Raw genomic sequence first — 20,296 nt, 5'->3', positions numbered from 1 at the left:
TCCTGGGATCCGAGAGAGGGGTCGGCGACCTCCTGGCCGCCGACCCCTCAGACGCATCGAGTCGCGTTCTTGTTGCCGGCGATCCGCAGGAGATCCGCGGGAGATCCGCGCCGAGGCGTCGACGGGCCCGCTCGGGGCGTCAGTCGCGGGCGTCGGCGCCGAAGACCGGCGAGACGCGCGCGCACGCCGTCAGCTCGCAGGCCAGGTAGGAGGTCGACGACGGGCCGCCGACCCGCAGCAGCACCCGGCCGTCGTTCAGGCGGCGCTGGAGGTGGATCGAGGTGGTCCGGCGCGAGGCGAGGTACTCGACGACCGGTCGGCCGGCCGGCGTGGTCAGACGCAGCAGCCGGGGCCCGGGGCCGTCGAAGTCGAGCGGGGCGAGCGCCATGCGGCCGTCGCGCTCGAACGCCTCGACCTGCCAGCCGCAGGAGCGCCACAGCGGCCTCGAGGGCCGGCTGAGCGTGCTGGTCCGCGTGCAGACCCGAGATCCGGACGAGGTCTCGCGGTACAGCGCGAGGCGGTTCGCGGCCAGGTCGGCGGCGTAGGAGGTCGCCCCGGCGATGCGTCGGAGGGCGCCGCTGCTCGGCGTCCAGAGACTGGTGTGCACGCCGTGCGCGTCCGAGCCGGTCAGGACGACGCGATCGAGGCGGGCGTCGAGCACCCGGGCGTCGCCGTCGACGAGCCGGCGGCCGAGGAGCGTGCCGGAGCCGTCCGTGCCGCCCGTCGCGTAGGCGCTGACGGTCGTCGTCAGGGCGTCCGCGCCGCGCCTGCCGGGCTCGGCGATCACCAGCCGTGAGCCGTCGCGGCTGACCAGCACGGCGTCCCGCGGGGTGTCGAGGACGCCGCCGAGGTACGTCGCCGGCGCGGTGCCCGGTCGGACCTCGGCGACCCGCTCGTGGCCGTCGACCGAGACGAGGACCAGGTAGGAGTCGCCGGTGCGACCCAGCAGCCGCAGCGCTCGGGAGGGCGCCACGGCCGTGACGTCCCCGTCGTGGACCGTGCGGCCGGAGAGGTACGGCTCGGCGATGGCGGTGCCGGTCGGCGCCGAGCGGGGGCTGACGGTCGTCGAGGGCACGTCCGTCGCGGCTGCCGCCGTCGGCGACGGCGCCGCGGCGGCGCCGACGAGCACGGCGCCGGAGACCGCGATGGCGGTGCCCACGAGGAGAGCACGGGGGCTGCGCGGGCTGGTCGGGCCGGCCGGGCGGATGGGGCGGGTCGAGCGGGGCAGAGGGGGCATGGTGACTCCTAGGGCCGAGAGGCGGGCGACCCGATCGGGCCGCCCGCCCTCGCAGACGCCGGGATCGGCGCTCCGGTTGCCGCGGGGCGCCGCGTCGGTCAGCGGAGCCAGGCGCGGACGTGCCGCGTGGCGGCGCCGAAGCCGACGATCCGGCGACCTGATCCGACGAGGTCCTCGATCCGCTCGTAGGGAGCGACGCGCTCGCAGACGGCGCGCCGGCACTCGACGTAGGTGGAGGTGCGCGGGGTGACGGTGCGGAACCGGATCGAGTCCGCGTCCGGGAACGCCACCTGCAGCACGACGGTGGTGGGCGCTGCGGTGCTGTACACGTCGAGGGTGCGGCCGTCGGGGTCGGCGACGCGGATCCGCTCGTCGCCGGCCGCGGGGTCGAACTGCGCGGCCCGGCCGTCGGGGGCGATCGCGCCGGTGAGCCAGCGGCACGACGACGACAGCACGGTCTGCGGGGCGTCGAGGGCCAGGGTCCGCTCGCACGGCCGCGAGCGGGTGACGCCGTCGATGACCGCCACGCGGTTCGCGGCGTAGCTGGCCGCGATCGACGGCTGTGCGGAGACCTTGCGCAGGTAGCCGGTGAGCGCGTTCCACTCCAGCGTGCCCGCGTCGAGGTCGCTCATCAGGACCCGGGTGCCGCCGGCGTCGACGACGTCGTAGCGCGCGAGCATCCGACGGGCGCCCAGGATCTGCCCGGTCGCGGTGTCCACCAGACGCAGCGTGAGGCCCCGGGCGCCGCGGGCGGGCTCGCGGGTGATCAGCCGCCGGCCGTCGCTGGAGATCGTCACGCTGCCCTCGCCCGTCCGCAGCCGGATCGGCTCGCGGCCGGGCGCGACGCTGTAGGAGGTCAGGCTGCCGCGGGCGAGGTCGATGCCGAGGACGACGTAGTGGTCACCGGCGTCGACGACCTCCAGCGGCTCGCCCGGCACCGGCAGGCGGAGGTCGCCGACGACGACGTCGGAGCCCACGAGGCGCGGGATCGCGGCGTCGGCGCCGCGCGGGAGCCCGCGTGGGCTGATCACGACGTCGCCCGCGGCGGAGCCGGTGCCGGCGAGACCGCCGACGAGGAGCAGAGGCACGAGCAGGGCGGCGAGGCGGCGTCCGCCGCGGCGGAGGGTCGAGCCGGTCATGGTTTCTCCCGAGGATGCGGTGGGGGGTACGTGGGCTCGCACGCTAGTGCCGCGGATCGACGCCGACCAGGGGTGGGCGCGCGTGCCGCCCGAGTCGATCCGGGAGCGTGTTGGGTCGCACCGGGGCGACCCGCTCGCAGCGCTCGGCGTCGCAGGCCACCTCCGTGACGGTGCGGCGAGTCACGACGGTGACGATGATCCGGCCGTCGTCGAGCCAGCCCAGATCGAGGACGCCCGCGCTGCGCGCCGCCACGCGGTAGACCCCCACGATCCGGCCGGTGGGCCCCAGGACCCGCAGGCGGTCCAGCCCGTCCTGCGCCCTCGGGATGCGGGTCTGCACCGCTCGGCCGTCCGGGGCGAAGCCGGTGGTGACCCAGTCGCCGCAGGAGCGGCTGAGCACCGTCGACGGCGAGCTGAGGGCGACCACCTGCTGGCACGGACGGCGTCCGGAGCCGACGAGGAGGGCGAGCCGGTCCGCGGCGTAGCTGGCCGCCGTGAGGTCTCCCGTCGTGATGCGCCGGACGCCCCCGGAGGCGGCGTCCCATTCCTGCACCAGCCCCCGCTGGGGGTCGTGGAGGAGCGCGCGCGTGCCGGTCGCGTCCACCGGCAGCACGATCCTCGGGAAGCGTCGCGTGCCGATCAGCGTCCCGTCGGCGGTGTCGTAGAGCCGCAGGGTCGAGCCGCCGTCCCGCGCGGAGAACGTCAGCGTGGTCAGCCGCGTCGCGTCGTCGGCGAGCAGCGGCACGGTGTCGTCGTCGGCGGGCCGGGCGAGCCGGACCGGCTCGCGTCCCGGCGCGACGCTGACGTACTGGAGGCGCTTGGCGACGAGGGTCAGGACGACGAGGTGGTCGCCGGCCCGGTGCGCCGCGATCGGCGTCCCGGGCACCGGCAGCCGCACGTCGCCGTCGACGACCTCCGAGCCCTCGATGTGCGGCCACGCGACGTCGGCGCCGCGGGGCACGTCCCGCGGCCCGAGGGAGATCTCCGGTCGGCTCGGCGCGGCGTCGACCGCGGTGATCGCGACGGTCGGGCCGAGCGCGGAGGCGGAGGCGACGGCGAGCAGGACGAGGACGCGGGACGATCGGCCGTGACCGACCCGAACGCGCGGACGGCGCAGGTGCATGGGGCTCCCTCCCCAGGGTGCGGGCCGGCGGTGGGGGACCGGCCGATTCGCACCGTAGCGCCGCCGATCGACGACGGCGAGGAGCCGCGGGCGACGGCGCCCACCGGTCCAGTCCGGCCGAGACCCTCGGCACCCGAATCCGATTGCCCCGCCCGGCGGCGCGCGCCGTAGCCTTGCGCGCATGACGAGCACCCGGATCCTGCGGATGTCCAGCCTCTTCGTGCGCACCCTCCGCGACGACCCGGCCGACGCCGAGGTGCCCAGCCACCGGCTGCTCGTCCGCGCCGGCTACATCCGTCGCGCGGCGCCCGGCATCTACACCTGGCTGCCGCTGGGCCTGCGGGTGCTGCGCAAGGTCGAGGGCATCGTCCGGGAGGAGATGGACGCCATCGGCGCGCAGGAGCTCTCGTTCCCGGCGCTGCTGCCCAAGGAGCCCTACGAGGCCACCGGACGGTGGACGGAGTACGGCGACGGCATCTTCCGGCTGCACGACCGCAAGGGCGCCGACTACCTGCTCGGGCCCACGCACGAGGAGATGTTCACCCTCGTCGTCAAGGACCTCTACTCCTCCTACAAGGACCTGCCGCTCTCGATCTACCAGATCCAGACGAAGTACCGCGACGAGGCGCGTCCGAGGGCGGGCCTGCTGCGTGGCCGCGAGTTCACGATGAAGGACTCCTACTCCTTCGACGTCGACGACGCCGGCCTGGAGGCCAGCTACCAGGCCCACCGCGACGCCTACGTGCGCATCTTCGACCGGCTCGGCTTCGACTACGTGGTCGTCAAGGCCACCTCCGGCGCGATGGGCGGCTCGGCGTCCGAGGAGTTCCTCGCCACCGCCGAGGTCGGCGAGGACACCTACGTGCGCTGCTCGACGTGCGACTACGCCGCCAACGTCGAGGCGGTCGAGACCCGCGCCCCCGCCCCGCTCGACGACGCCGCGCTCGCCGCCCTGCCGGCCGCGCACGTCGAGGACACCCCCGACACCCCGACGATCGAGACGCTCGTCGCGGTCGTCAACGCCGCGCACCCGCGCGCCGACCGCGCGTGGACCGGCGCCGACACCCTGAAGAACGTCCTCGTCACGCTCACCCACCCCGACGGCACCCGCGAGCCGCTCGCGATCGGCCTGCCCGGCGACCGCGAGGTCGACCTCAAGCGGCTCGAGGGCCAGCTGGAGCCGATCGGCGTCGAGCCGATGACCGACGTCGAGCTCAAGGAGCACCCCGCGTTGGTGAAGGGCTACATCGGCCCCGGCGTGCTCGGCGAGCAGAGCGCCTCGGGCATCCGCTACCTCGTCGACCCCCGGGTGGTGCCCGGCACCGCGTGGATCACCGGCGCGGACGCCGAGGGTCGCCACGTGCTCGACCTGGTCGCGGGCCGCGACTTCACCCCCGACGGCACCATCGAGGCCGCCGAGGTGCGCGACGGCGACGCCTGCCCGCGCTGCGACGACGGCACGCTCTCGACCGCCCGCGGCATCGAGATGGGCCACGTCTTCCAGCTCGGCCGCAAGTACGCCGAGGCGCTGGACCTCAAGGTGCTCGACGAGAACGGCAAGCTCGTCACCGTGACGATGGGCTCCTACGGCATCGGCGTCACCCGCGCGGTGGCGGCGATCGCCGAGGGCACGCTCGACGAGATCGGTCTGTGCTGGCCGCGGCACGTCGCCCCGGCCGAGGTGCACCTCATCGCCGCCGGCAAGGACGAGGCGGTCTTCGCCGCCGCCGACCGGATCGCCCACGAGCTCGCCGAGCAGGGCGTCGAGGTGCTCTACGACGACCGCACGGGCAAGGTGAGCCCCGGCGTGAAGTTCAAGGACGCCGAGCTGATCGGCGTGCCGACGATCGTCACCGTCGGCCGCTCGCTGGCCGAGTCGGGCACCGTCGAGGTCAAGGACCGCCGCTCCGGGGAGCGCGAGGACGTCGCCGCGGACGCGGTCGTCGCCCACCTGCTGCGTCTCGTCCGGCACGGCGCATGAGCCTGCAGGCGGTCGTCTTCGACTGGGGCGGCACGCTCACGGCCTGGCACGACGTCGACTTCCACGCCGAGTCGCTCGCGCTCGCCGAGGCGGTGCGCGGCGTCCACCCCGACGCGGCGGGCGAGCGCGCGGCGCACGCCGAGCGGCTGCACCGCGCCGGCGAGGTCGTGTGGGGACGCAGCCGCGACGAGCAGCGCAGCGCGACCATCGCCGACCTGTTCGACGAGGCCGGGCTCGAGCACGATCCGGCGCTCCTGCGCGCGTACTACGACTTCTGGGAGCCGCACACCCTCACCGACCCCGAGGTGCGTCCGCTGTTCGAGGGCCTGCACGAGCGCGGCATCGCCGTCGGGGTGCTCTCGAACACGATCTGGCCGCGGGCGTGGCATCGCGGCTTCTTCGAGCGCGACGGCGTGCTCGACCTGATCGACGGCGACGTCTACTCCAGCGAGCTGGCCGTCACCAAGCCGTCGCCGCTGGCGTTCGCGGCCGCGCTGGAGGCCGTCGGAGCCACCGATCCGGGTCGCTGCGTGTACGTCGGCGACCGGCTCTTCGACGACGTGTGGGGCGCGCAGAACGCCGGCCTGCGCGCGATCCACGTGCCGCACAGCACGATCCCGAGCGTCCAGATCGGGCACACCGAGGGCACGCCGGACGCCGTGGCGCCTCGGCTCCTCGACGTGCTGACCATCGTCGACGGCTGGGGCTGACCGGAGGTCCCGTTCGCCTGAACGAGCGTCCGATCAGCGAACGCGATCGGCCGAGACCCCGCCTGACCTGCGGAGACGTGATCGTCGTCGACGAGATGCACAAGTGTGCACCGGTGATTTCTGCACAGAAGTGAACCCCTGCATCGCGCATGCGCAGGCGCCTCCCCGGGGGAAGGTGTCCGTGCGACGTTCGCGTCGCCTCCGGTGAGGGCCCGCGGGCCTCGTCACCGCGGGGGAGATCTCGGGGCTTCCTCGCGCTGACGGGCTCGGGGGCCCTCGGCACGTCCGGGGTCGATCCGCGGCACCTGCGCGCTGCGGGTCGACCCCGCATGGCGCGGTGGGAGCCGGGCTCAGCGGGCGGTCTGACGCAGACCCGGCAGCGCCACGGGCGTGGCACCCCAGTCGACCGCCTCGACCGCGGCCTCGACGGCCTCGTCGATCGCCTCGGGCCGCGACTCCCGCGGCGCCGCGGCCACCACGGCGAGCGCGAGGCCCACGGTGCGCTGCTCGATCTGCGCGGCGACGCCGCGCAGCACGGCTCCGTCGGGGGAGGACCCGGCCGCGCGGAGCGCGCTCGGGAGCCGGTAGACGGCGGCCGGGCCGACCGGGCGTCGTCCCAGCGCGAGCAGGCGGGAGGTCAGGGCGTCGCGGCGGGCGCGGTGCCGCTCCAGCAGGGCGAGCAGGCGCGGACGCAGCGGGTCGTCGACCGTCGTCCGTGCACCGAGCACCCCGGCGAGGTAGAGGGCGGCGTGGGCGCCGGCCAGGTCGTCCTGGAGCGCATCGATCAACGCCGCGTCGTCGGCGCCGGTGCGGGGACTCGGGCTCGGCGCCGGGGAGGCGTCGGCGGTGCCGGACGGCGTCGGGGCGGGCCGAGGGCCGGCGGCCCAGCCCTCGGCGCGCAGCCGCTGCGCCTGCCCCGCGGCCAGGGCGGCGAGCAGGGTGGCGACCGAGCCGTGGTTCGCGCGGCGGGCGCTCGCGGCGAGGGAGGTGCCGAGCGTCTCCTCGCCGCGGCGCAGGGAGCCGGACGCGGCGGCCGGCCGTCGGCCGGACCGGGCCCGCGGGGCGGTCGCGCCGAGCGCCGTCAGCTGGGCCGCGTGCAGGGAGACCAGGGCGCTCGCGCCGCGGGCGGTCGCGGCCGTCCGGGCGCGCCGCTCGACGTCGCGTCGGGCGCTCGTGACCAGCGCGAGATCGGCCGAGCGCTCGGCGTCGGCCCGCGGGTCGGGGCCGTCGTCGCCCGGTGCCGCGACCGGCGTGCCGGGCTCGGCCAGGTCACGCGGCGAGCAGCCGGCAGCCGTGCCGAGCAGGCCGAGCGCCCCGATCGCCACGGGGGCGCCGAGACCGACGTGGAGCAGGGAGCGGCGGCCCAGGACGGGACGCGCGGACGGGTCGGTCGGCACGCCCCGAGCGTAGCGAGCGGCCGGACGGGCATCGTCGGCCGGCGAGGCGCCGTGGGCCGGCGGCGAGGATCCGGGACGCCGCGCCGACTCCGGCTAGGGTGGGCGGCTCCGGGTCGGCGCCGTCGCCGCCCGCGCCGCCCGCCGCCCGCATCGAGCGCGGTGCGGCCAGCACCTCACCAGCACGCCACCGGAACGTCACAAGAGAAGAGCAGGAGGTCGAGACCGTGACCGCAGCGGACTCCCTGACCGATCGGATCGGCGACGCCGTGCGCGCGTCCCTGCTGGAGGCCGGCTTCGACCTCGAGGCCGTCGAGCTCACGCCCGCCGGCAAGCGCCGGGTGCTGCGCATCGCCGTCGACCGCGACGGCGGCATCACCCTCGACGACGTCGCCGAGGCCACCCGCGCGATCTCGGCCGTCCTCGACGACAGCGACGTGCTCGGCCAGCAGCCGTACACGCTCGAGGTCACCTCCCGCGGCGTCGACCGTCCGCTCACGCTGCCGCGCCACTGGCGCCGCAACGTCGGCCGTCTGGTCAAGGTGACGCCGCTCGAGGGCGCCGCCTTCTCCGGACGCATCGTCGAGGCCGGCGAGGGGTCGGTGGTCGTCGAGGTGCGCGGAGCCCGGCGGACGGTCGCGCTGGCCGACGTCGGCAAGGCGCTGGTGCAGATCGAGTTCAACCGCCCCGGGCCGGTCGACGACCCGGAGGACGCGGGCGCCACCGACGACATCGACGAGAACGAGGGGGACTCCTGATGGACATCGACCTGAGCATCCTGCGGATGCTGGAGCGGGAGAAGGAGATCTCCTTCGACGTGCTCGTCGAGGCGATCGAGCAGGCCCTGCTGACGGCGTACCACAAGACGCCCGGCGCGCAGGAGCAGGCGCGGGTCGTCCTCGACCGCAAGTCGGGCCAGGTGGCGGTGCTGGCCGCCGAGCTCGACGAGGAGGGCAACCGGGTCGGCGAGTACGACGACACCCCCGGCGACTTCGGCCGCATCGCGACCACGACGGCCAAGCAGGTCATGCTGCAGCGGCTGCAGGAGGCCGAGGACGACCTCCGCTTCGGCGAGTTCTCCGGCCGCGAGGGCGACGTCATCTCCGGCGTCATCCAGCAAGGCCGCAACCCCGGCGACGTGATGGTCGACCTCGGCAAGATCGAGGCGCTGCTGCCCGTCGGCGAGCGCGTGCCCGGCGAGCGGTACGTCCACGGCGCGCGGATCAAGTGCCTGGTCGTCTCGGTGCGCAAGGGCATGCGGGGTCCGCAGGTGACCCTGTCGCGCACCCACCCGAACCTCGTGCGTCGGCTCTTCGCCCTCGAGGTGCCCGAGATCGCCGACGGCACCGTCGAGATCGCCGCGCTCGCCCGTGAGGCCGGCCACCGCACCAAGATCGCGGTGCGGGCCGCGGTGCCCGGCGTCAACGCCAAGGGCGCCTGCATCGGCCCGATGGGCCAGCGGGTGCGCAACGTGATGGCCGAGCTGCACGGCGAGAAGATCGACATCGTCGACTGGTCCGACGACCCCGCCGAGATGGTCGCGCACGCGCTGTCGCCGGCCCGGGTCACCTCCGTCACCGTGCTCGACGCCGCCGCGCGCTCGGCCCGCGTCGTCGTCCCCGACTTCCAGCTCTCGCTGGCGATCGGCAAGGAGGGCCAGAACGCCCGTCTCGCCGCGCGGCTGACCGGGTGGCGGATCGACATCCGCGGCGACGAGCAGCCCTCCGAGGCCGCGGACGACGCGGCCGGGGCCGCCCCGTCCGAGGGCCCGGACGCGGCGCTCTGACGCCGGTTCGGTCCTGCGCCCGCCGAGGGGTAGTCTGACGGGCGGTGGCTCTCGAACCGCACGTCCCCGCCCGCCCGGCCCGCACGGCACCCGCCGCACCGGTCCGGACCTGCGTCGGATGCCGGCAGCGGGCCGCCAAGCGTGAGCTGCTGCGCGTGGTCGCCGGCTCCGACGCGCACGGGTCTCCCGTCGTCGTGCCGGATCCTGCCGCCACCGGGCACGGCCGCGGGGCGCACCTGCACCCCACGACCTCCTGCCTCGAGCTCGCGCTGCGCCGGAAGGCGTTCGCCCGGGCCCTGCGGCTCGATCGCGCGCCGACCACCGACCTGCTCGCCGCCCACCTCGCTCGCGAGGATGCCGCGCAGGAGCCCACCGACCATGCCGGACCGACCAGGAACTGGAGCACCAGCTCATGAGCACTCGATGAGTACTTCGCGATGAGCCAGCTCGACCAGCACACCCACTAACGGTCTGAGACACACCCCCGGGACGTCCGGGTCTCAGGCCAGAAGGAGAACCGTGGCCAAGACCCGAGTCCACGAACTCGCCAAGGAGTTCGGAGTCGAGAGCAAGTTCGTTCTCGAGAAGTTCAAGGAGATGGGGGAGTTCGTCAAGTCGGCGAGCTCGACCATCGAGCTCCCCGCGGAGATGCGCTTCCGCAAGGAGATCGGCCCGACGCTGAAGGGCGGCGGCGACGCCCCCGCGGCGTCCGCGCCCGCGGCCCCGAAGCCGGCCGCCCCCAAGCCCGCCACGCCGTCGGCGCCCGCCGCGTCCGCTCCGGCGCCCGCAGCGCCGGCCGCTCCCGCTGCCCCGTCCGCTCCCGCGCCCGCCGCCGGCGGTCGTCCCGCGCCCGGGCCGCGCCCCGGCCCGCGTCCGGCCCCCGCGCCGAAGGCCCCGTCGGCTCCCGAGCCGCCCGCGGCCCCGGCCCCGGCCGCGCCCGCCGCCTCGGCTGCCCCGGCCGCTCCGGCCGCTCCGAAGGCCCCCGCGCCCAAGGCGCCGGCCCCGAAGGCGCCCACCCCGGCGCCGCGGCCCGTGGGCCGTCCCGGCGCCCCGCGCCCGGGCAACAACCCGTTCGCCTCCTCGCAGGGCATGGGACGCCGTCCCGCGCCCGCTCCCGGCGGCTCGCCCGCCCCGGGCGGCGCCGGAGCCGGCGACCAGCGGCCGCCGCGGCCGCCGGCCGGTCGTGACGGCGCGGCCCCGCGTCCGGGCATGCCGCGTCCCAACCCGGCGATGATGCCGAAGTCCCCGGCCGCGTTCGGCGCGCGTCCCGGCGGCGGCCCCGGCCGTCCCGGCGCCCCCGGTCGTCCGGGCCCCGGCGGTCGCGCCGGCGCCCCGGGTCGTCCCGGCGCCGGTGCCGGTGCCGGCGGCGGTCGCCCCGGCTTCGGCGGCGGTCCCGCGGGTGCGGGTCGTCCCGGCGGCGGTGGCCGGCCCGGCCAGCGCGGTCAGACCCAGGGCGCCTTCGGTCGTCCCGGCGGCCCGTCGCGTCGCGGTCGCAAGTCGAAGCGGGCCCGTCGCCAGGAGTTCGAGGCCATGGAGGCCCCGACGATCGGCGGCGTGCGCGTCCGCAAGGGCAACGGCGAGACCGTCCGGCTGGCCCGTGGCTCCTCGCTCACCGACTTCGCCGAGAAGATCGGCGTCGACGCCGCCTCGCTGGTGCAGATGCTCTTCAGCCTCGGCGAGATGGTCACGGCCACGCAGTCGGTCGGCGACGAGACCCTCGAGCTGATCGGCGAGGAGCTCAACTACGTCGTCCAGGTCGTCTCCCCGGAGGACGAGGACCGCGAGCTGCTCGAGTCCTTCGACATCGAGTTCGGCGAGGACGAGGGCGACGAGTCCGACCTCGTCGTGCGGCCGCCGGTCGTCACCGTCATGGGTCACGTCGACCACGGAAAGACCAAGCTGCTCGACGCGCTGCGCAACGCCAACGTCGTGGCCAAGGAGGCCGGCGGCATCACGCAGCACATCGGCGCCTACCAGGTCGGCGCGGACGTCGACGGCACCGAGCGGCGCATCACCTTCATCGACACCCCGGGTCACGAGGCGTTCACCGCCATGCGTGCCCGTGGTGCCCAGGCCACCGACATCGCGATCCTCGTGGTCGCGGCCGACGACGGCGTCATGCCGCAGACGGTGGAGGCGCTCAACCACGCCAAGGCGGCCAACGTGCCGATCGTCGTGGCGGTCAACAAGATCGACAAGCCCGAGGCCGACCCGACCAAGGTCCGCGGCCAGCTCACCGAGTACGGCCTGGTGCCCGAGGAGTACGGCGGCGACGTCATGTTCGTCGACGTCTCGGCCAAGTCCGCGCTCAACCTCGACGGCCTGCTCGAGGCCGTCGTCCTGACCGCCGACGCCTCGCTCGACCTGCGCGCCAACCCGACGCAGGACGCCCAGGGCCTCGTCGTCGAGGCCCACCTCGACCGCGGCCGCGGCCCGGTCGCGACCGTGCTGGTGCAGCGCGGCACGCTGCGGGTCGGCGACTCCATCGTCGCCGGTCCGGCCTTCGGTCGCGTCCGGGCGATGCTCGACGAGCACGGCAACGAGCTCGAGCAGGCCGACCCGTCGCGTCCCGCGATGGTCCTGGGCCTCTCGGCCGTCCCCGGCGCCGGCCAGAACTTCCTGGTCGTCGAGGACGACCGGATGGCCCGGCAGATCGCCGAGAAGCGCGAGGCCCGCGAGCGGGCGGCCCAGCAGGCCAAGCGCCGCGTGCGCCGCACGCTCGAGGACTTCATGGCCTCGATGGAGAAGGGCGAGAGCCAGGAGCTCAACCTGATCCTCAAGGGCGACGTGTCCGGCTCGGTCGAGGCCCTCGAGGACGCCCTCGCGCAGATCGACGTCGGCGACGAGGTCAGCCTGCGGGTCATCGACCGCGGCGTCGGTGCGATCACCGAGACCAACGTCGACCTCGCGGCTGCCTCCGACGCGATCATCATCGGCTTCAACGTCCGGCCCCAGGGCAAGGCGGGCCAGATGGCCGACAAGGAGGGCGTGGAGATCCGGTACTACTCGGTCATCTACCAGGCCATCGAGGAGATCGAGGCGGCCCTCAAGGGCATGCTCAAGCCCGAGTACGAGGAGTCGACCCTCGGCCAGGCGGAGATCCGCGCGATCTTCCGCTCGTCCAAGATCGGCAACATCGCGGGCTGCATGGTCACCGGCGGCGTCATCCGACGCAACGCCAAGGTGCGCGTGCTCCGCGACAACGCGGTCATCGCCGACAACCTCGACCTCGCCTCGCTCAAGCGGGAGAAGGACGACGCCTCCGAGGTCCGCGAGGGCTTCGAGTGCGGTCTGGTGCTCCGCAACTTCCAGGACATCCGCGAGGGCGATGTCGTGGAGGCCTTCGAGATGCGCGAGATCCCGCGCGGCTGATCACCCCTCGACGGCGCAGGCGCCCGCACACCGCGGGCGCCTGCGCCGTCGGCCGCTCCGCCCCCGCCCGCCCCGCCCGCCGTCCCAGAAGGGAACCGCCATGGCCAACCCGCGTGGTCGCCGCATCGCCGACCGGATCCAGGTCATCGTCGCCGAGCTGCTCGAGCGGCGGCTCAAGGACCCGCGCCTGGGCTTCGTCACCATCACCGACGTGCGCCTCACCGGCGACAACCAGCACGCGTCGGTCTACTACACCGTGCTCGGCGGCACCACCGAGCAGCTCGGCAGCGCGCAGGCGCTGACCTCGGCCACCGGCATGATCCGCTCCGAGGTCGCCAAGCAGCTCGGCATGCGCACCGCCCCCACCATCACCTTCGTCCACGACGTGCTGCCCGCCGAGGCCGCCGCGCTCGAGGAGGTGCTCGCCAAGGCCAAGGCGCTCGACGACGAGCTCGCCGCCCGCCGCGGCGCCGCCTACGCCGGCGAGGCCGACCCGTACCGCAAGCCGCGGGAGGACGACGACCTCGAGGACGAGGACGAGGACGACTGGTCCGACGGGGACGACGAGAGCGACGCGGCCGACGAGGTCGACGACGAGGCCCCGCGCGCGTGAGCGCGTCGGGCCTGGTGATCGTCGACAAGGACCCCGGCCTCACCTCGCACGGCGTGGTCGCCCGGGTGCGACGCCTCGCCGGCACCCGCAAGGTCGGTCATGCCGGCACGCTGGACCCGATGGCCACCGGCGTGCTCGTGGTCGGCGTCGAGCGGGCCACCCGGCTGCTCGGCCACCTGATGCTCACCGAGAAGGGGTACTCCGCCACCGTCCGGCTCGGACGGACGACCGTCACCGACGACGCCGAGGGCGACGTCCTGACCGAGACCCCGGCCGCCCACCTCGACCCGGACGTCGTCCGGGCCGCCTTCGCGACCCAGGTCGGCGAGCTCCAGCAGATGCCCACCGCCGTGTCGGCGATCAAGGTCGACGGCAAGCGGGCCTACCAGCGGGTGCGCGACGGCGAGGAGGTCGCGCTGAAGGCGCGTGTCGTCACCGTGCACGAGCTGACGGTGCACGACGTCCGCCCGGCAGGACCGTGGCTCGACGTCGACGTCGCGGTGCGCTGCTCCAGCGGCACCTACATCCGGGCGATCGCCCGCGACGTGGGCGCCGCGCTCGGCGTGGGCGGCCACCTGACCGCGCTGCGCCGCACGGCCGTCGGGCCCTACGACCTCGCGCAGGCCCGCACGCTGGCGCAGCTGGAGGACGACCTCGCGCTCGTGCCGCTCGGCGACGCGGCCCGGGCGGCGTTCCCCGCCGTCGAGCTCGACGCCGTGGAGGCCTCGGCGGTGCGTGTCGGTCGCGCGCTGGACCGTCCGCTGGAGGCGCTGAGCGCCGTCTTCGACCCCGACGGGGCGTTCCTGGCCCTCTACGAGCCGCGCGACGGGCGCGCCCGTCCGGTGGCCGTCTTCGTCTGACCCCTCAGCCCGCCGCGGTCGCCCGCGGGGTGAACCCCACCTGGTGCCCGAAGACCACGGTGCGCAGGTCGGTGTGGAACAGCTCCGCGCAGGTGATCAGCGTGATCAGGCGCGGCGCACCGCTCGGCTCCACGCCGCCGGGGTCGGGGTTGCGCGGGTCGGCGCCGAGCACCCAGCCCGCGGAGAAGTCGACGGTCAGGGCGTCGCCCGGGGTGTCGATGCGGTACCGGTAGGTGCCCTCGCGGGTCTCGAGTCGGACGACGTCACCCGGGCGCAGCCCCTTGAGGTCGCGGAACGGCTCGCCGTGGGTGACGACATGGCCAGCCAGCACCAGGTTGCCCCGCTCGCCGGGCAGGGCGGTGTCGGGCTCGTGACCGACGCCCTTGGCGAGGGTGTCGGCGTCGGTGCCCTCGAGCACCGGGACGGCGTAGTCGTCGCCGAAGCGCGGCACGCGCAGGATGCCCAGGCCGGGGATGCTCCGCGCCGGCGCCTTCGGGCCGAGCGCGAAGCCCTGCTCGATGCGGGTGACCGTCGCCCGGTACTCGCGGTGCGCCTGCCAGGTGGTGCCCCAGATCTGCCAGGCCACCCAGGCCAGCCAGCCCAGGCCGCCGACCAGCAGCAGCCAGCCCAGCGCCTCGAGGACCGGCCGGCCGCGACCGCGGGGCGGGCGCCCGCCGCGCCCGGGGCGCCCGCGGCGTCCGCGGAGCCGTCCGGGGCGCGGGGTCGTCGTGCTCGCCGAGGTCACGGTCCGTAGTCTTCCATCCGTGCAGATCTGGCGCTCCTTCGACGACGTGCCCGACGGGCTCGGCCGCACCGTCGCGGTGATCGGCAACTTCGACGGCGTCCACCTCGGCCACCGACGCGTGCTGGCGCGCGCCCGGGCGATCGCGGACGAGCAGGGCCTGCCCGTCGGCGCCGTCACCTTCGACCCCCACCCGATGGCGGTGCTGCGGCCCGAGCACGCCCCGACCACGCTCACCTCGATGCCCGCGCGCGCCGAGCTGCTCGCCGAGGCCGGGGCCGACCACGTCCTGGCGGTGCCGTTCGACCGCGGCGTGGCCGCGTGGTCGCCCGAGGAGTTCGTCGACCGCGTGCTGGTCGACGCCCTGCACGCCGCCGCCGTCGTCGTCGGGGCGAACTTCCGGTTCGGGCAGCGGGCGGCGGGCGACGTCGCCCTGCTGGTCGAGCTCGGCCGCGAGCGCGGCTTCAGCGCCGAGGGCATCCCGCTCGACGGCGGCCCGCAGGTGTGGTCGTCCACCTACGTGCGCACGTGCCTGGCCGCGGGCGATGTCGCCGGCGCCGCCGAGGCGCTCGGCCGGCCCTACGCGGTGCGCGGGATCGTGGTGCAGGGCGACCAGCGGGGGCGCGAGATCGGCTACCCGACCGCCAACGTGCCCGCCGACGGGCTCACGGCCGTGCCGCCCGACGGCGTCTACGCCGGCTGGCTGCGTCGCCTCGACACCGGCGAGCGGCTGCCCGCGGCGATCAGCATCGGCACCAACCCGACCTTCGAGGGCGTCGTCGGCCGTCGCGTCGAGTCCTACGTGCTCGACCGCACCGACCTCGAGCTCTACGGCGTCGAGGTCGAGGTGTCCTTCGTCGACCGGCTGCGCGGCATGGAGGCCTACGACTCGCTCGACGCCCTGCTGGTGCAGATGGGCGACGACGTCGCCCGCACCCGGGAGATCCTGGGGGCCTGACGGCGGCTCCGGTCGGTTTCCCCGGTCGACCGGGGAAACCGACGCTGCGTGACGCGCACGGCACCCCGGGGACGTCGTCGAGGTGCCGTACGCGTCACTGAGGACGCCGGTCGATGCCGCTCCCGCCCGTACCCGGTCGGAACCCGGCCCGCAAGCAGCCCGGTCCGAAGCGTGCCCGGCCCCACGCCCGGACGCACCAGGGCGGCGACCCCCGCGTCGGGGATCGCCGCCCTGGGCTGCCGGAGCGGTGTGGCGTGCCGCTCAGGCGTCGAGGTCGCGCGCGACGAGCGCCGCGATCGCCTCGACGGCTGCGGCGTCCTCGCCGCTGACCTCGATGGTGGCGCCCTTGCCGGCGCCGAGGGTCATGATCAGCAGGGCGGAGTCGGCCTCGACGGGCTCCTCGCCGGGGACGGCCAGGAACACCTCCGAGCCGAGCTCCTCGGCGGCCTCGGCGATGATCGCCGCGGGCCGGGCGTGCAGGCCGACGGCCGAGCCGACGGTGACGGTGGTGGTGGGCATGGGCTCCTCCTCGAGCGGGATGCTGCAGGGACGGTCAGGCGGCGACGGCCGCGGTGGCCCGGCCGCTCATCGACTTCAGGGCGATGACCAGGCCGGTGGACACGGCGACGCCGGCGGCCAGGGCGATGAAGAACCCGGGGATGCCGTCGACGGCGAACAGGACGAAGATGCCGCCGTGCGGGGCGCGCAGGCTCACCCCGAGGAGCTCGGCGAGCGCGCCGGTGACCGCGCTGCCGGCCATGATCGACGGGATGACCCGGAGCGGGTCGGCCGCGGCGAACGGGATCGCGCCCTCGGTGATGAACGAGACGCCCAGCGGGATCGCCGCCTTGCCGTTCTCCCGCTCGGCGGGGCTGAACAGCTGGGGACGCAGGAACGTCGCGAGGCCGAGCGCGATCGGCGGCACCATGCCGGCGAGCATCACCGCGGCCATGATCTTCAGCTGGGGCGCGTCGGTGGCCGTGGCCGCCGCGGTGAGGCCGGTGGTGGCGAACACGTAGGCGGTCTTGTTCAGCGGGCCGCCCATGTCGAAGGCCATCATCAGGCCGAGCACCGCGCCGAGCAGGACGGCCGAGCCGCCGCTCATCGAGTTGAGGCCGTCGGTGAGCGCCTTCATCAGGTCGGCCAGGGGCTGGCCGAGGACGGCGAGCATGACGAAGCCGGCGATCAGGGTGGCGCCCAGCGGGATGACCAGCACCGGCATGAGGCCGCGGGCCCACGCCGGCACCTGGAGACGTCCGATCCACAGCGCCAGGACGCCGGCGATGACGCCGCCGACGATGCCGCCGAGGAAGCCCGAGCTCGTGGTCACGGCGATCGCGCCCATGACGAACCCGGGGGCGATGCCCGGCCGGTCGGCGATGGCGAAGCCGATGTAGCCGGCCAGGGCGGGGACCAGGAAGCCGAAGGCCGCGCCGCCGAGGGTGAGGAGCAGGGCGCCCAGATAGGTCAGCAGCGGGCCATGAGGCAGGGCAGCGCCGGCCATCTGGTAGGCAGCCGGGTCGGGCAGGTCGAACAAGGTGGAGTTCAGCGCGATGTGCTGCGCGGTGTTGATGCCGGCCTTGCCGTCGAAGGTCGACTGCAGGGCGATCTGGTACCCGCCCAGCAGGAACGACAGCGCGATCAGCAGGCCGCCGGCGGCGACGAACGGGATCATGTAGGAGACGCCGGTCATCAGGACGCGGCGGGTGCGGCCGCCCCAGCTCTCGCCGGTGCCGGCGGCGGGCAGGTCGGATCCCGCGCCCGCGCCGCCCTCGACGCGGGGCGCGCGAGGGTCGTCGGCGGCGCGGAGCGCCTCGGCGATCATCGCGTCGGCGTCGTCGACGGCGCGCTTGACGCCGCCGGAGACCAGCGGGAGGCCGGCGAAGCGGTGCCGGTCGCGCACGCCGACGTCGACGGCGAAGACGACCGCGTCCGCGGCCGCGATGGTGGTCTGCGGGATCGGCTTGGAGCCGGCCGAGCCCTGCGTCTCGACGACCAGGTCGACGCCCGCGCGGGTGGCCGCGGCCTGGAGGGCCTCGGCGGCCATGTAGGTGTGCGCGATGCCGGTGGGGCAGGCGGTGACGGCGACGAGGCGACGTCGGTCGGCCGTCGCGACCGCGGGGGCCGGCGTCGGCGTCGCGGCCGGCGAGCCGATCACCTGGGTCACCAGCGCGACCACCTCGGCGGGGGTGGTCGCGGCGCGCAGCCCGTCGGTGAACTCCTTTCGCACCAGGGCACGGGCCAGCTGGGTGAGCAGCTCGAGGTGGGTGGCGTCGCCGCCCGCCGGCGCGGTGATCAGGAAGACGAGGTCGGCGTCGCCGTCCTTGGCGCCGAAGTCGACGCGGGGGGCGAGCCGGGCGAACGCCAGGGTCGGCGAGGAGACGCCGGCGGTCCGGCAGTGGGGGATCGCGATGCCGCCGCGCAGGCCGGTCGACGAGGTGGCCTCGCGCGCCTCGGCGTCCGCGACGACCTGCTCGACGTCGGCCGCCCGGCCGGCCGCGTCGAGCGTGTGGGCCAGGGCCCGGATCACGGCGTGCTTGTCCGGGCCCAGGTCGGCGTCGAGCCGCACCAGGTCCGGGGTGATCAGATCGGTGGTGATCAGGTCGGACACGTCACCCTCCCAGGGTGGTGGACAGGCTGCGGACGGTGACCAGGTCCGGGCGGACCTGGGTCGGCAGCGGGATGGTGGTGCCGGGCAGCCCGGCTGCTGCGCTGCCGTAGGCCACGGCCAGCGCGAGTCGTGAGGACGGCGACTGCTGCTGCAGGTCGCCGAGGAGGTGGCCGAAGAGGCTGGAGTCGCCGGCGCCGACGGTGCTGACCACCGTCGTCGGGGGCGGGGTGGCGTGCCAGGCGCCGGTGCGGTCGACCAGCACGGCGCCGCGGCCGCCGAGGGTGGCGAGCACGGTGCCGACGCCCGCGTCGACGAGGGTGCGGGCCGCCTTGGCGGCGGCCTCGGGGTCGTCCTCGAGCAGGCCGGCGTCGGTGCCGGTGAAGGAGGCGAGCTCCTCGGCGTTGGGCTTCATCAGGGCGGGGGCGGCACGCCCGAGCCCGGCGACGAGGGCGGCCAGCGGCGCGTCGCTGGTGTCGACGGCGACCCTCGCGGGCGAGGCGGCGAGGTCGGCGACCAGGTCGGCGTACCAGGCGGCCGGCGCACCGGGCGGAAGCGAGCCGGCCAGGACGATCCAGGTGGCGCGGGCGGCCCGGCGGCGCACGGCCTCCGAGAGGGCGTCCAGCAGCGCGGGGGAGGCCTCGGGGCCGGGGCTGTTGAGCTTGGTGGTCGTACCGTCGGGCTCGGTGATCGTCAGGTTCACCCGCGGCGGGACGCTCACGGCCACGGGCCGCACCTTCACCCCGGCCGCCCGCAGCTCGAGCACGAACGGGTCCTCCGGCGGCGCCGGGACGACGGCCTCGGTCGGCACGCCGGCCGCCGCGCAGGCGCGGGAGATGTTGACGCCCTTGCCGCCGGCCTGGGAGATCACGGACGCGACCCGGTGCACGGCGCCCCGCTCGAGCGGGCCGTCCAGGGCGACGGTGCGGTCCTGGCTCGGGTTGGCGGTGACGGTGAGGATCACGCGATCACCACCTCGACGCCGGCGGCCTCGATGCGGCCGCGGTCGGCGTCGCGCAGGCCCGCGTCGGTGACGAGCACGTCGACGGCGTCCAGCGGGGCGAAGCTCACCAGCGCGTCCTGGCCGATCTTCGAGGAGTCGCAGGCCACGACGACCTGACGACCCGCGCGGACGAGCGCGCGCTTGACCGCCGCCTCCTCCGGGTCGGGCGTCGAGAGGCCGTGCTCGGGGCTGAGCCCGTTGGTGCCCACGAGGACGACGTCGGCGCGCAGGCGCCCGAGCGCCTCGACGGTGTCGGCGCCGACCGCCGCCTGGGTGGTCGGACGCACGCGGCCGGGCAGCAGGTGGAGGTCGACCTGGGGGAGCGAGGCGAGCCGGCCGATGAGCGGCACCGCGTGGGTGAAGACGGTGAGCCGGACGTCCAGGGGCCACTCGGCGACGAGGCGGGCCGTGGTCGAGCCGGCGTCCAGCACGACGGTCGAGCCGGCGGGTGGGAGCAGCTCGAGGGCGGCGCGGGCGATGCGGTCCTTCTCCGGCACCTGCACGCGGTCGCGCTCGGTGAGGCCGGCCTCCAGGGTCGAGAGGGCGTGCGGCGGCACCGCCCCGCCGTGCACGCGCCGCACCAGGCCCAGCCGCTCGAGGGCGGAGAGGTCGCGGCGCACGGTCTCGGTGGTCACGTCATAGGCCTGCGCGAGCTCGACGACGGACAGTCGGCCGCGTTCGGCGACCTGCTGCGCGATCGCCTGCTGGCGTTCCTCGGCGTACATGGTGTGGCTCCCGTCACGTTCTGTGTTTGTGTTGTTTTATGCCCG

General features: G+C 75.4%; 18 protein-coding genes. 9 read left to right on the top strand and 9 right to left on the bottom strand.

What is annotated here, in order from left to right:
* Nucleotides 1-139: 139 nt before the first annotated feature.
* The 3 genes from K8Z61_RS07680 to K8Z61_RS07670 form a co-directional block, all read right to left on the bottom strand.
* Entirely contained in the window at nt 140-1,237 is a 1,098-nt protein-coding gene (locus tag K8Z61_RS07680; protein WP_224128125.1) for a hypothetical protein, read from the bottom strand.
* 98 nt (nt 1,238-1,335) lie between these two features.
* Nucleotides 1,336-2,376 carry a hypothetical protein gene (locus K8Z61_RS07675; RefSeq protein ID WP_224128124.1) on the bottom strand — a complete coding sequence of 347 codons (1,041 nt, stop codon included), beginning with the start codon at nt 2,374-2,376 and terminating at the stop codon, nt 1,336-1,338.
* A 43-nt stretch (nt 2,377-2,419) separates the two neighbouring features.
* Nucleotides 2,420-3,499, bottom strand: a complete 1,080-nt coding sequence (locus K8Z61_RS07670; RefSeq protein ID WP_224128122.1) for a hypothetical protein — start codon at nt 3,497-3,499, stop codon at nt 2,420-2,422.
* A 181-nt stretch (nt 3,500-3,680) separates the two neighbouring features.
* Between K8Z61_RS07670 and K8Z61_RS07665 the strand changes: the two genes are divergently transcribed.
* Both K8Z61_RS07665 and K8Z61_RS07660 read left to right on the top strand, forming a co-directional pair.
* Nucleotides 3,681-5,480, top strand: coding sequence for a proline--tRNA ligase (locus K8Z61_RS07665; RefSeq protein WP_224128120.1), 1,800 nt, complete (start codon nt 3,681-3,683; stop codon nt 5,478-5,480).
* On the top strand, nt 5,477-6,190 hold the full coding sequence (locus K8Z61_RS07660; RefSeq protein WP_224128118.1) for an HAD family hydrolase: 714 nt from the start codon (nt 5,477-5,479) through the stop codon (nt 6,188-6,190). Before K8Z61_RS07665 ends, K8Z61_RS07660 begins: the two co-directional genes overlap by 4 nt.
* Before the next feature lie 350 nt (nt 6,191-6,540).
* On the opposite strand, the gene K8Z61_RS19260 is transcribed toward K8Z61_RS07660, so the two are convergent.
* The gene (locus K8Z61_RS19260) at nt 6,541-7,587 is read right to left on the bottom strand and encodes a DUF4439 domain-containing protein (RefSeq protein WP_224128116.1); all 1,047 of its coding nucleotides are present in this window, start codon (nt 7,585-7,587) and stop codon (nt 6,541-6,543) included.
* A gap of 224 nt (nt 7,588-7,811) precedes the next feature.
* Between K8Z61_RS19260 and rimP the strand changes: the two genes are divergently transcribed.
* The 6 genes from rimP to truB all read left to right on the top strand — a co-directional run bounded on the left by rimP (nt 7,812) and on the right by truB (nt 14,215).
* Complete coding sequence (gene rimP, locus K8Z61_RS07650; RefSeq protein WP_374227921.1) at nt 7,812-8,342, top strand: ribosome maturation factor RimP; 531 nt, start codon at nt 7,812-7,814, stop codon at nt 8,340-8,342.
* Nucleotides 8,342-9,370 (top strand): transcription termination factor NusA, encoded by a 1,029-nt coding sequence (gene nusA, locus K8Z61_RS07645; protein ID WP_224128114.1) that lies wholly within the window; start codon nt 8,342-8,344, stop codon nt 9,368-9,370. The genes rimP and nusA overlap by 1 nt, the downstream gene beginning before the upstream one ends.
* A 44-nt stretch (nt 9,371-9,414) precedes the next feature.
* Complete coding sequence (locus K8Z61_RS07640; protein WP_224128112.1) at nt 9,415-9,786, top strand: YlxR family protein; 372 nt, start codon at nt 9,415-9,417, stop codon at nt 9,784-9,786.
* Nucleotides 9,787-9,889: 103 nt separating this feature from the next.
* Nucleotides 9,890-12,742 (top strand): translation initiation factor IF-2, encoded by a 2,853-nt coding sequence (gene infB, locus K8Z61_RS07635; protein WP_224128110.1) that lies wholly within the window; start codon nt 9,890-9,892, stop codon nt 12,740-12,742.
* A gap of 100 nt (nt 12,743-12,842) precedes the next feature.
* Complete coding sequence (gene rbfA / locus K8Z61_RS07630) at nt 12,843-13,355, top strand: 30S ribosome-binding factor RbfA (protein WP_224128108.1); 513 nt, start codon at nt 12,843-12,845, stop codon at nt 13,353-13,355.
* Complete coding sequence (gene truB / locus K8Z61_RS07625) at nt 13,352-14,215, top strand: tRNA pseudouridine(55) synthase TruB (protein WP_224128106.1); 864 nt, start codon at nt 13,352-13,354, stop codon at nt 14,213-14,215. The genes rbfA and truB overlap by 4 nt, the downstream gene beginning before the upstream one ends.
* A 4-nt stretch (nt 14,216-14,219) precedes the next feature.
* On the opposite strand, the gene K8Z61_RS07620 is transcribed toward truB, so the two are convergent.
* Nucleotides 14,220-14,960, bottom strand: coding sequence for a sortase (locus tag K8Z61_RS07620; protein WP_224128104.1), 741 nt, complete (start codon nt 14,958-14,960; stop codon nt 14,220-14,222).
* Between the two features lie 19 nt (nt 14,961-14,979).
* Between K8Z61_RS07620 and K8Z61_RS07615 the strand changes: the two genes are divergently transcribed.
* On the top strand, nt 14,980-15,915 hold the full coding sequence (locus tag K8Z61_RS07615) for a bifunctional riboflavin kinase/FAD synthetase (RefSeq protein WP_224128103.1): 936 nt from the start codon (nt 14,980-14,982) through the stop codon (nt 15,913-15,915).
* A 261-nt stretch (nt 15,916-16,176) separates the two neighbouring features.
* On the opposite strand, the gene K8Z61_RS07610 is transcribed toward K8Z61_RS07615, so the two are convergent.
* From K8Z61_RS07610 to K8Z61_RS07595, 4 genes are read right to left on the bottom strand one after another with little or no spacing between them, the layout of a single operon-like run.
* Nucleotides 16,177-16,434, bottom strand: coding sequence for an HPr family phosphocarrier protein (locus tag K8Z61_RS07610; RefSeq protein WP_224128102.1), 258 nt, complete (start codon nt 16,432-16,434; stop codon nt 16,177-16,179).
* Nucleotides 16,435-16,468: 34 nt separating this feature from the next.
* Complete coding sequence (locus tag K8Z61_RS07605; RefSeq protein ID WP_224128764.1) at nt 16,469-18,514, bottom strand: fructose-specific PTS transporter subunit EIIC; 2,046 nt, start codon at nt 18,512-18,514, stop codon at nt 16,469-16,471.
* A 13-nt stretch (nt 18,515-18,527) separates the two neighbouring features.
* Complete coding sequence (locus K8Z61_RS07600; RefSeq protein ID WP_224128101.1) at nt 18,528-19,487, bottom strand: 1-phosphofructokinase family hexose kinase; 960 nt, start codon at nt 19,485-19,487, stop codon at nt 18,528-18,530.
* Complete coding sequence (locus K8Z61_RS07595) at nt 19,484-20,251, bottom strand: DeoR/GlpR family DNA-binding transcription regulator (RefSeq protein WP_224128100.1); 768 nt, start codon at nt 20,249-20,251, stop codon at nt 19,484-19,486. Before K8Z61_RS07595 ends, K8Z61_RS07600 begins: the two co-directional genes overlap by 4 nt.
* Between the last annotated feature and the right edge of the window lie 45 nt (nt 20,252-20,296).

Origin of the sequence: Nocardioides sp. TRM66260-LWL (assembly GCF_020075545.1) — a bacterium.
Taxonomy (GTDB): domain Bacteria; phylum Actinomycetota; class Actinomycetes; order Propionibacteriales; family Nocardioidaceae; genus Nocardioides.
Note: the sequence above shows the minus strand (reverse complement) of the source record. Positions and strands in the feature narration are given on the sequence as shown.

What these genes read in the sequence shown, in the direction of transcription:
- K8Z61_RS07680 (WP_224128125.1), bottom strand. Translation starts at nt 1,237, where the DNA reads ATGCCCCCTCTGCCCCGCTCGACCCGCCCCATCCGCCCGGCCGGCCCG.
- K8Z61_RS07675 (WP_224128124.1), bottom strand. Translation starts at nt 2,376, where the DNA reads ATGACCGGCTCGACCCTCCGCCGCGGCGGACGCCGCCTCGCCGCCCTG.
- K8Z61_RS07670 (WP_224128122.1), bottom strand. Translation starts at nt 3,499, where the DNA reads ATGCACCTGCGCCGTCCGCGCGTTCGGGTCGGTCACGGCCGATCGTCC.
- K8Z61_RS07665 (WP_224128120.1), top strand. Translation starts at nt 3,681, where the DNA reads ATGACGAGCACCCGGATCCTGCGGATGTCCAGCCTCTTCGTGCGCACC.
- K8Z61_RS07660 (WP_224128118.1), top strand. Translation starts at nt 5,477, where the DNA reads ATGAGCCTGCAGGCGGTCGTCTTCGACTGGGGCGGCACGCTCACGGCC.
- nusA (WP_224128114.1), top strand. Translation starts at nt 8,342, where the DNA reads ATGGACATCGACCTGAGCATCCTGCGGATGCTGGAGCGGGAGAAGGAG.
- rbfA (WP_224128108.1), top strand. Translation starts at nt 12,843, where the DNA reads ATGGCCAACCCGCGTGGTCGCCGCATCGCCGACCGGATCCAGGTCATC.
- K8Z61_RS07610 (WP_224128102.1), bottom strand. Translation starts at nt 16,434, where the DNA reads ATGCCCACCACCACCGTCACCGTCGGCTCGGCCGTCGGCCTGCACGCC.
- K8Z61_RS07595 (WP_224128100.1), bottom strand. Translation starts at nt 20,251, where the DNA reads ATGTACGCCGAGGAACGCCAGCAGGCGATCGCGCAGCAGGTCGCCGAA.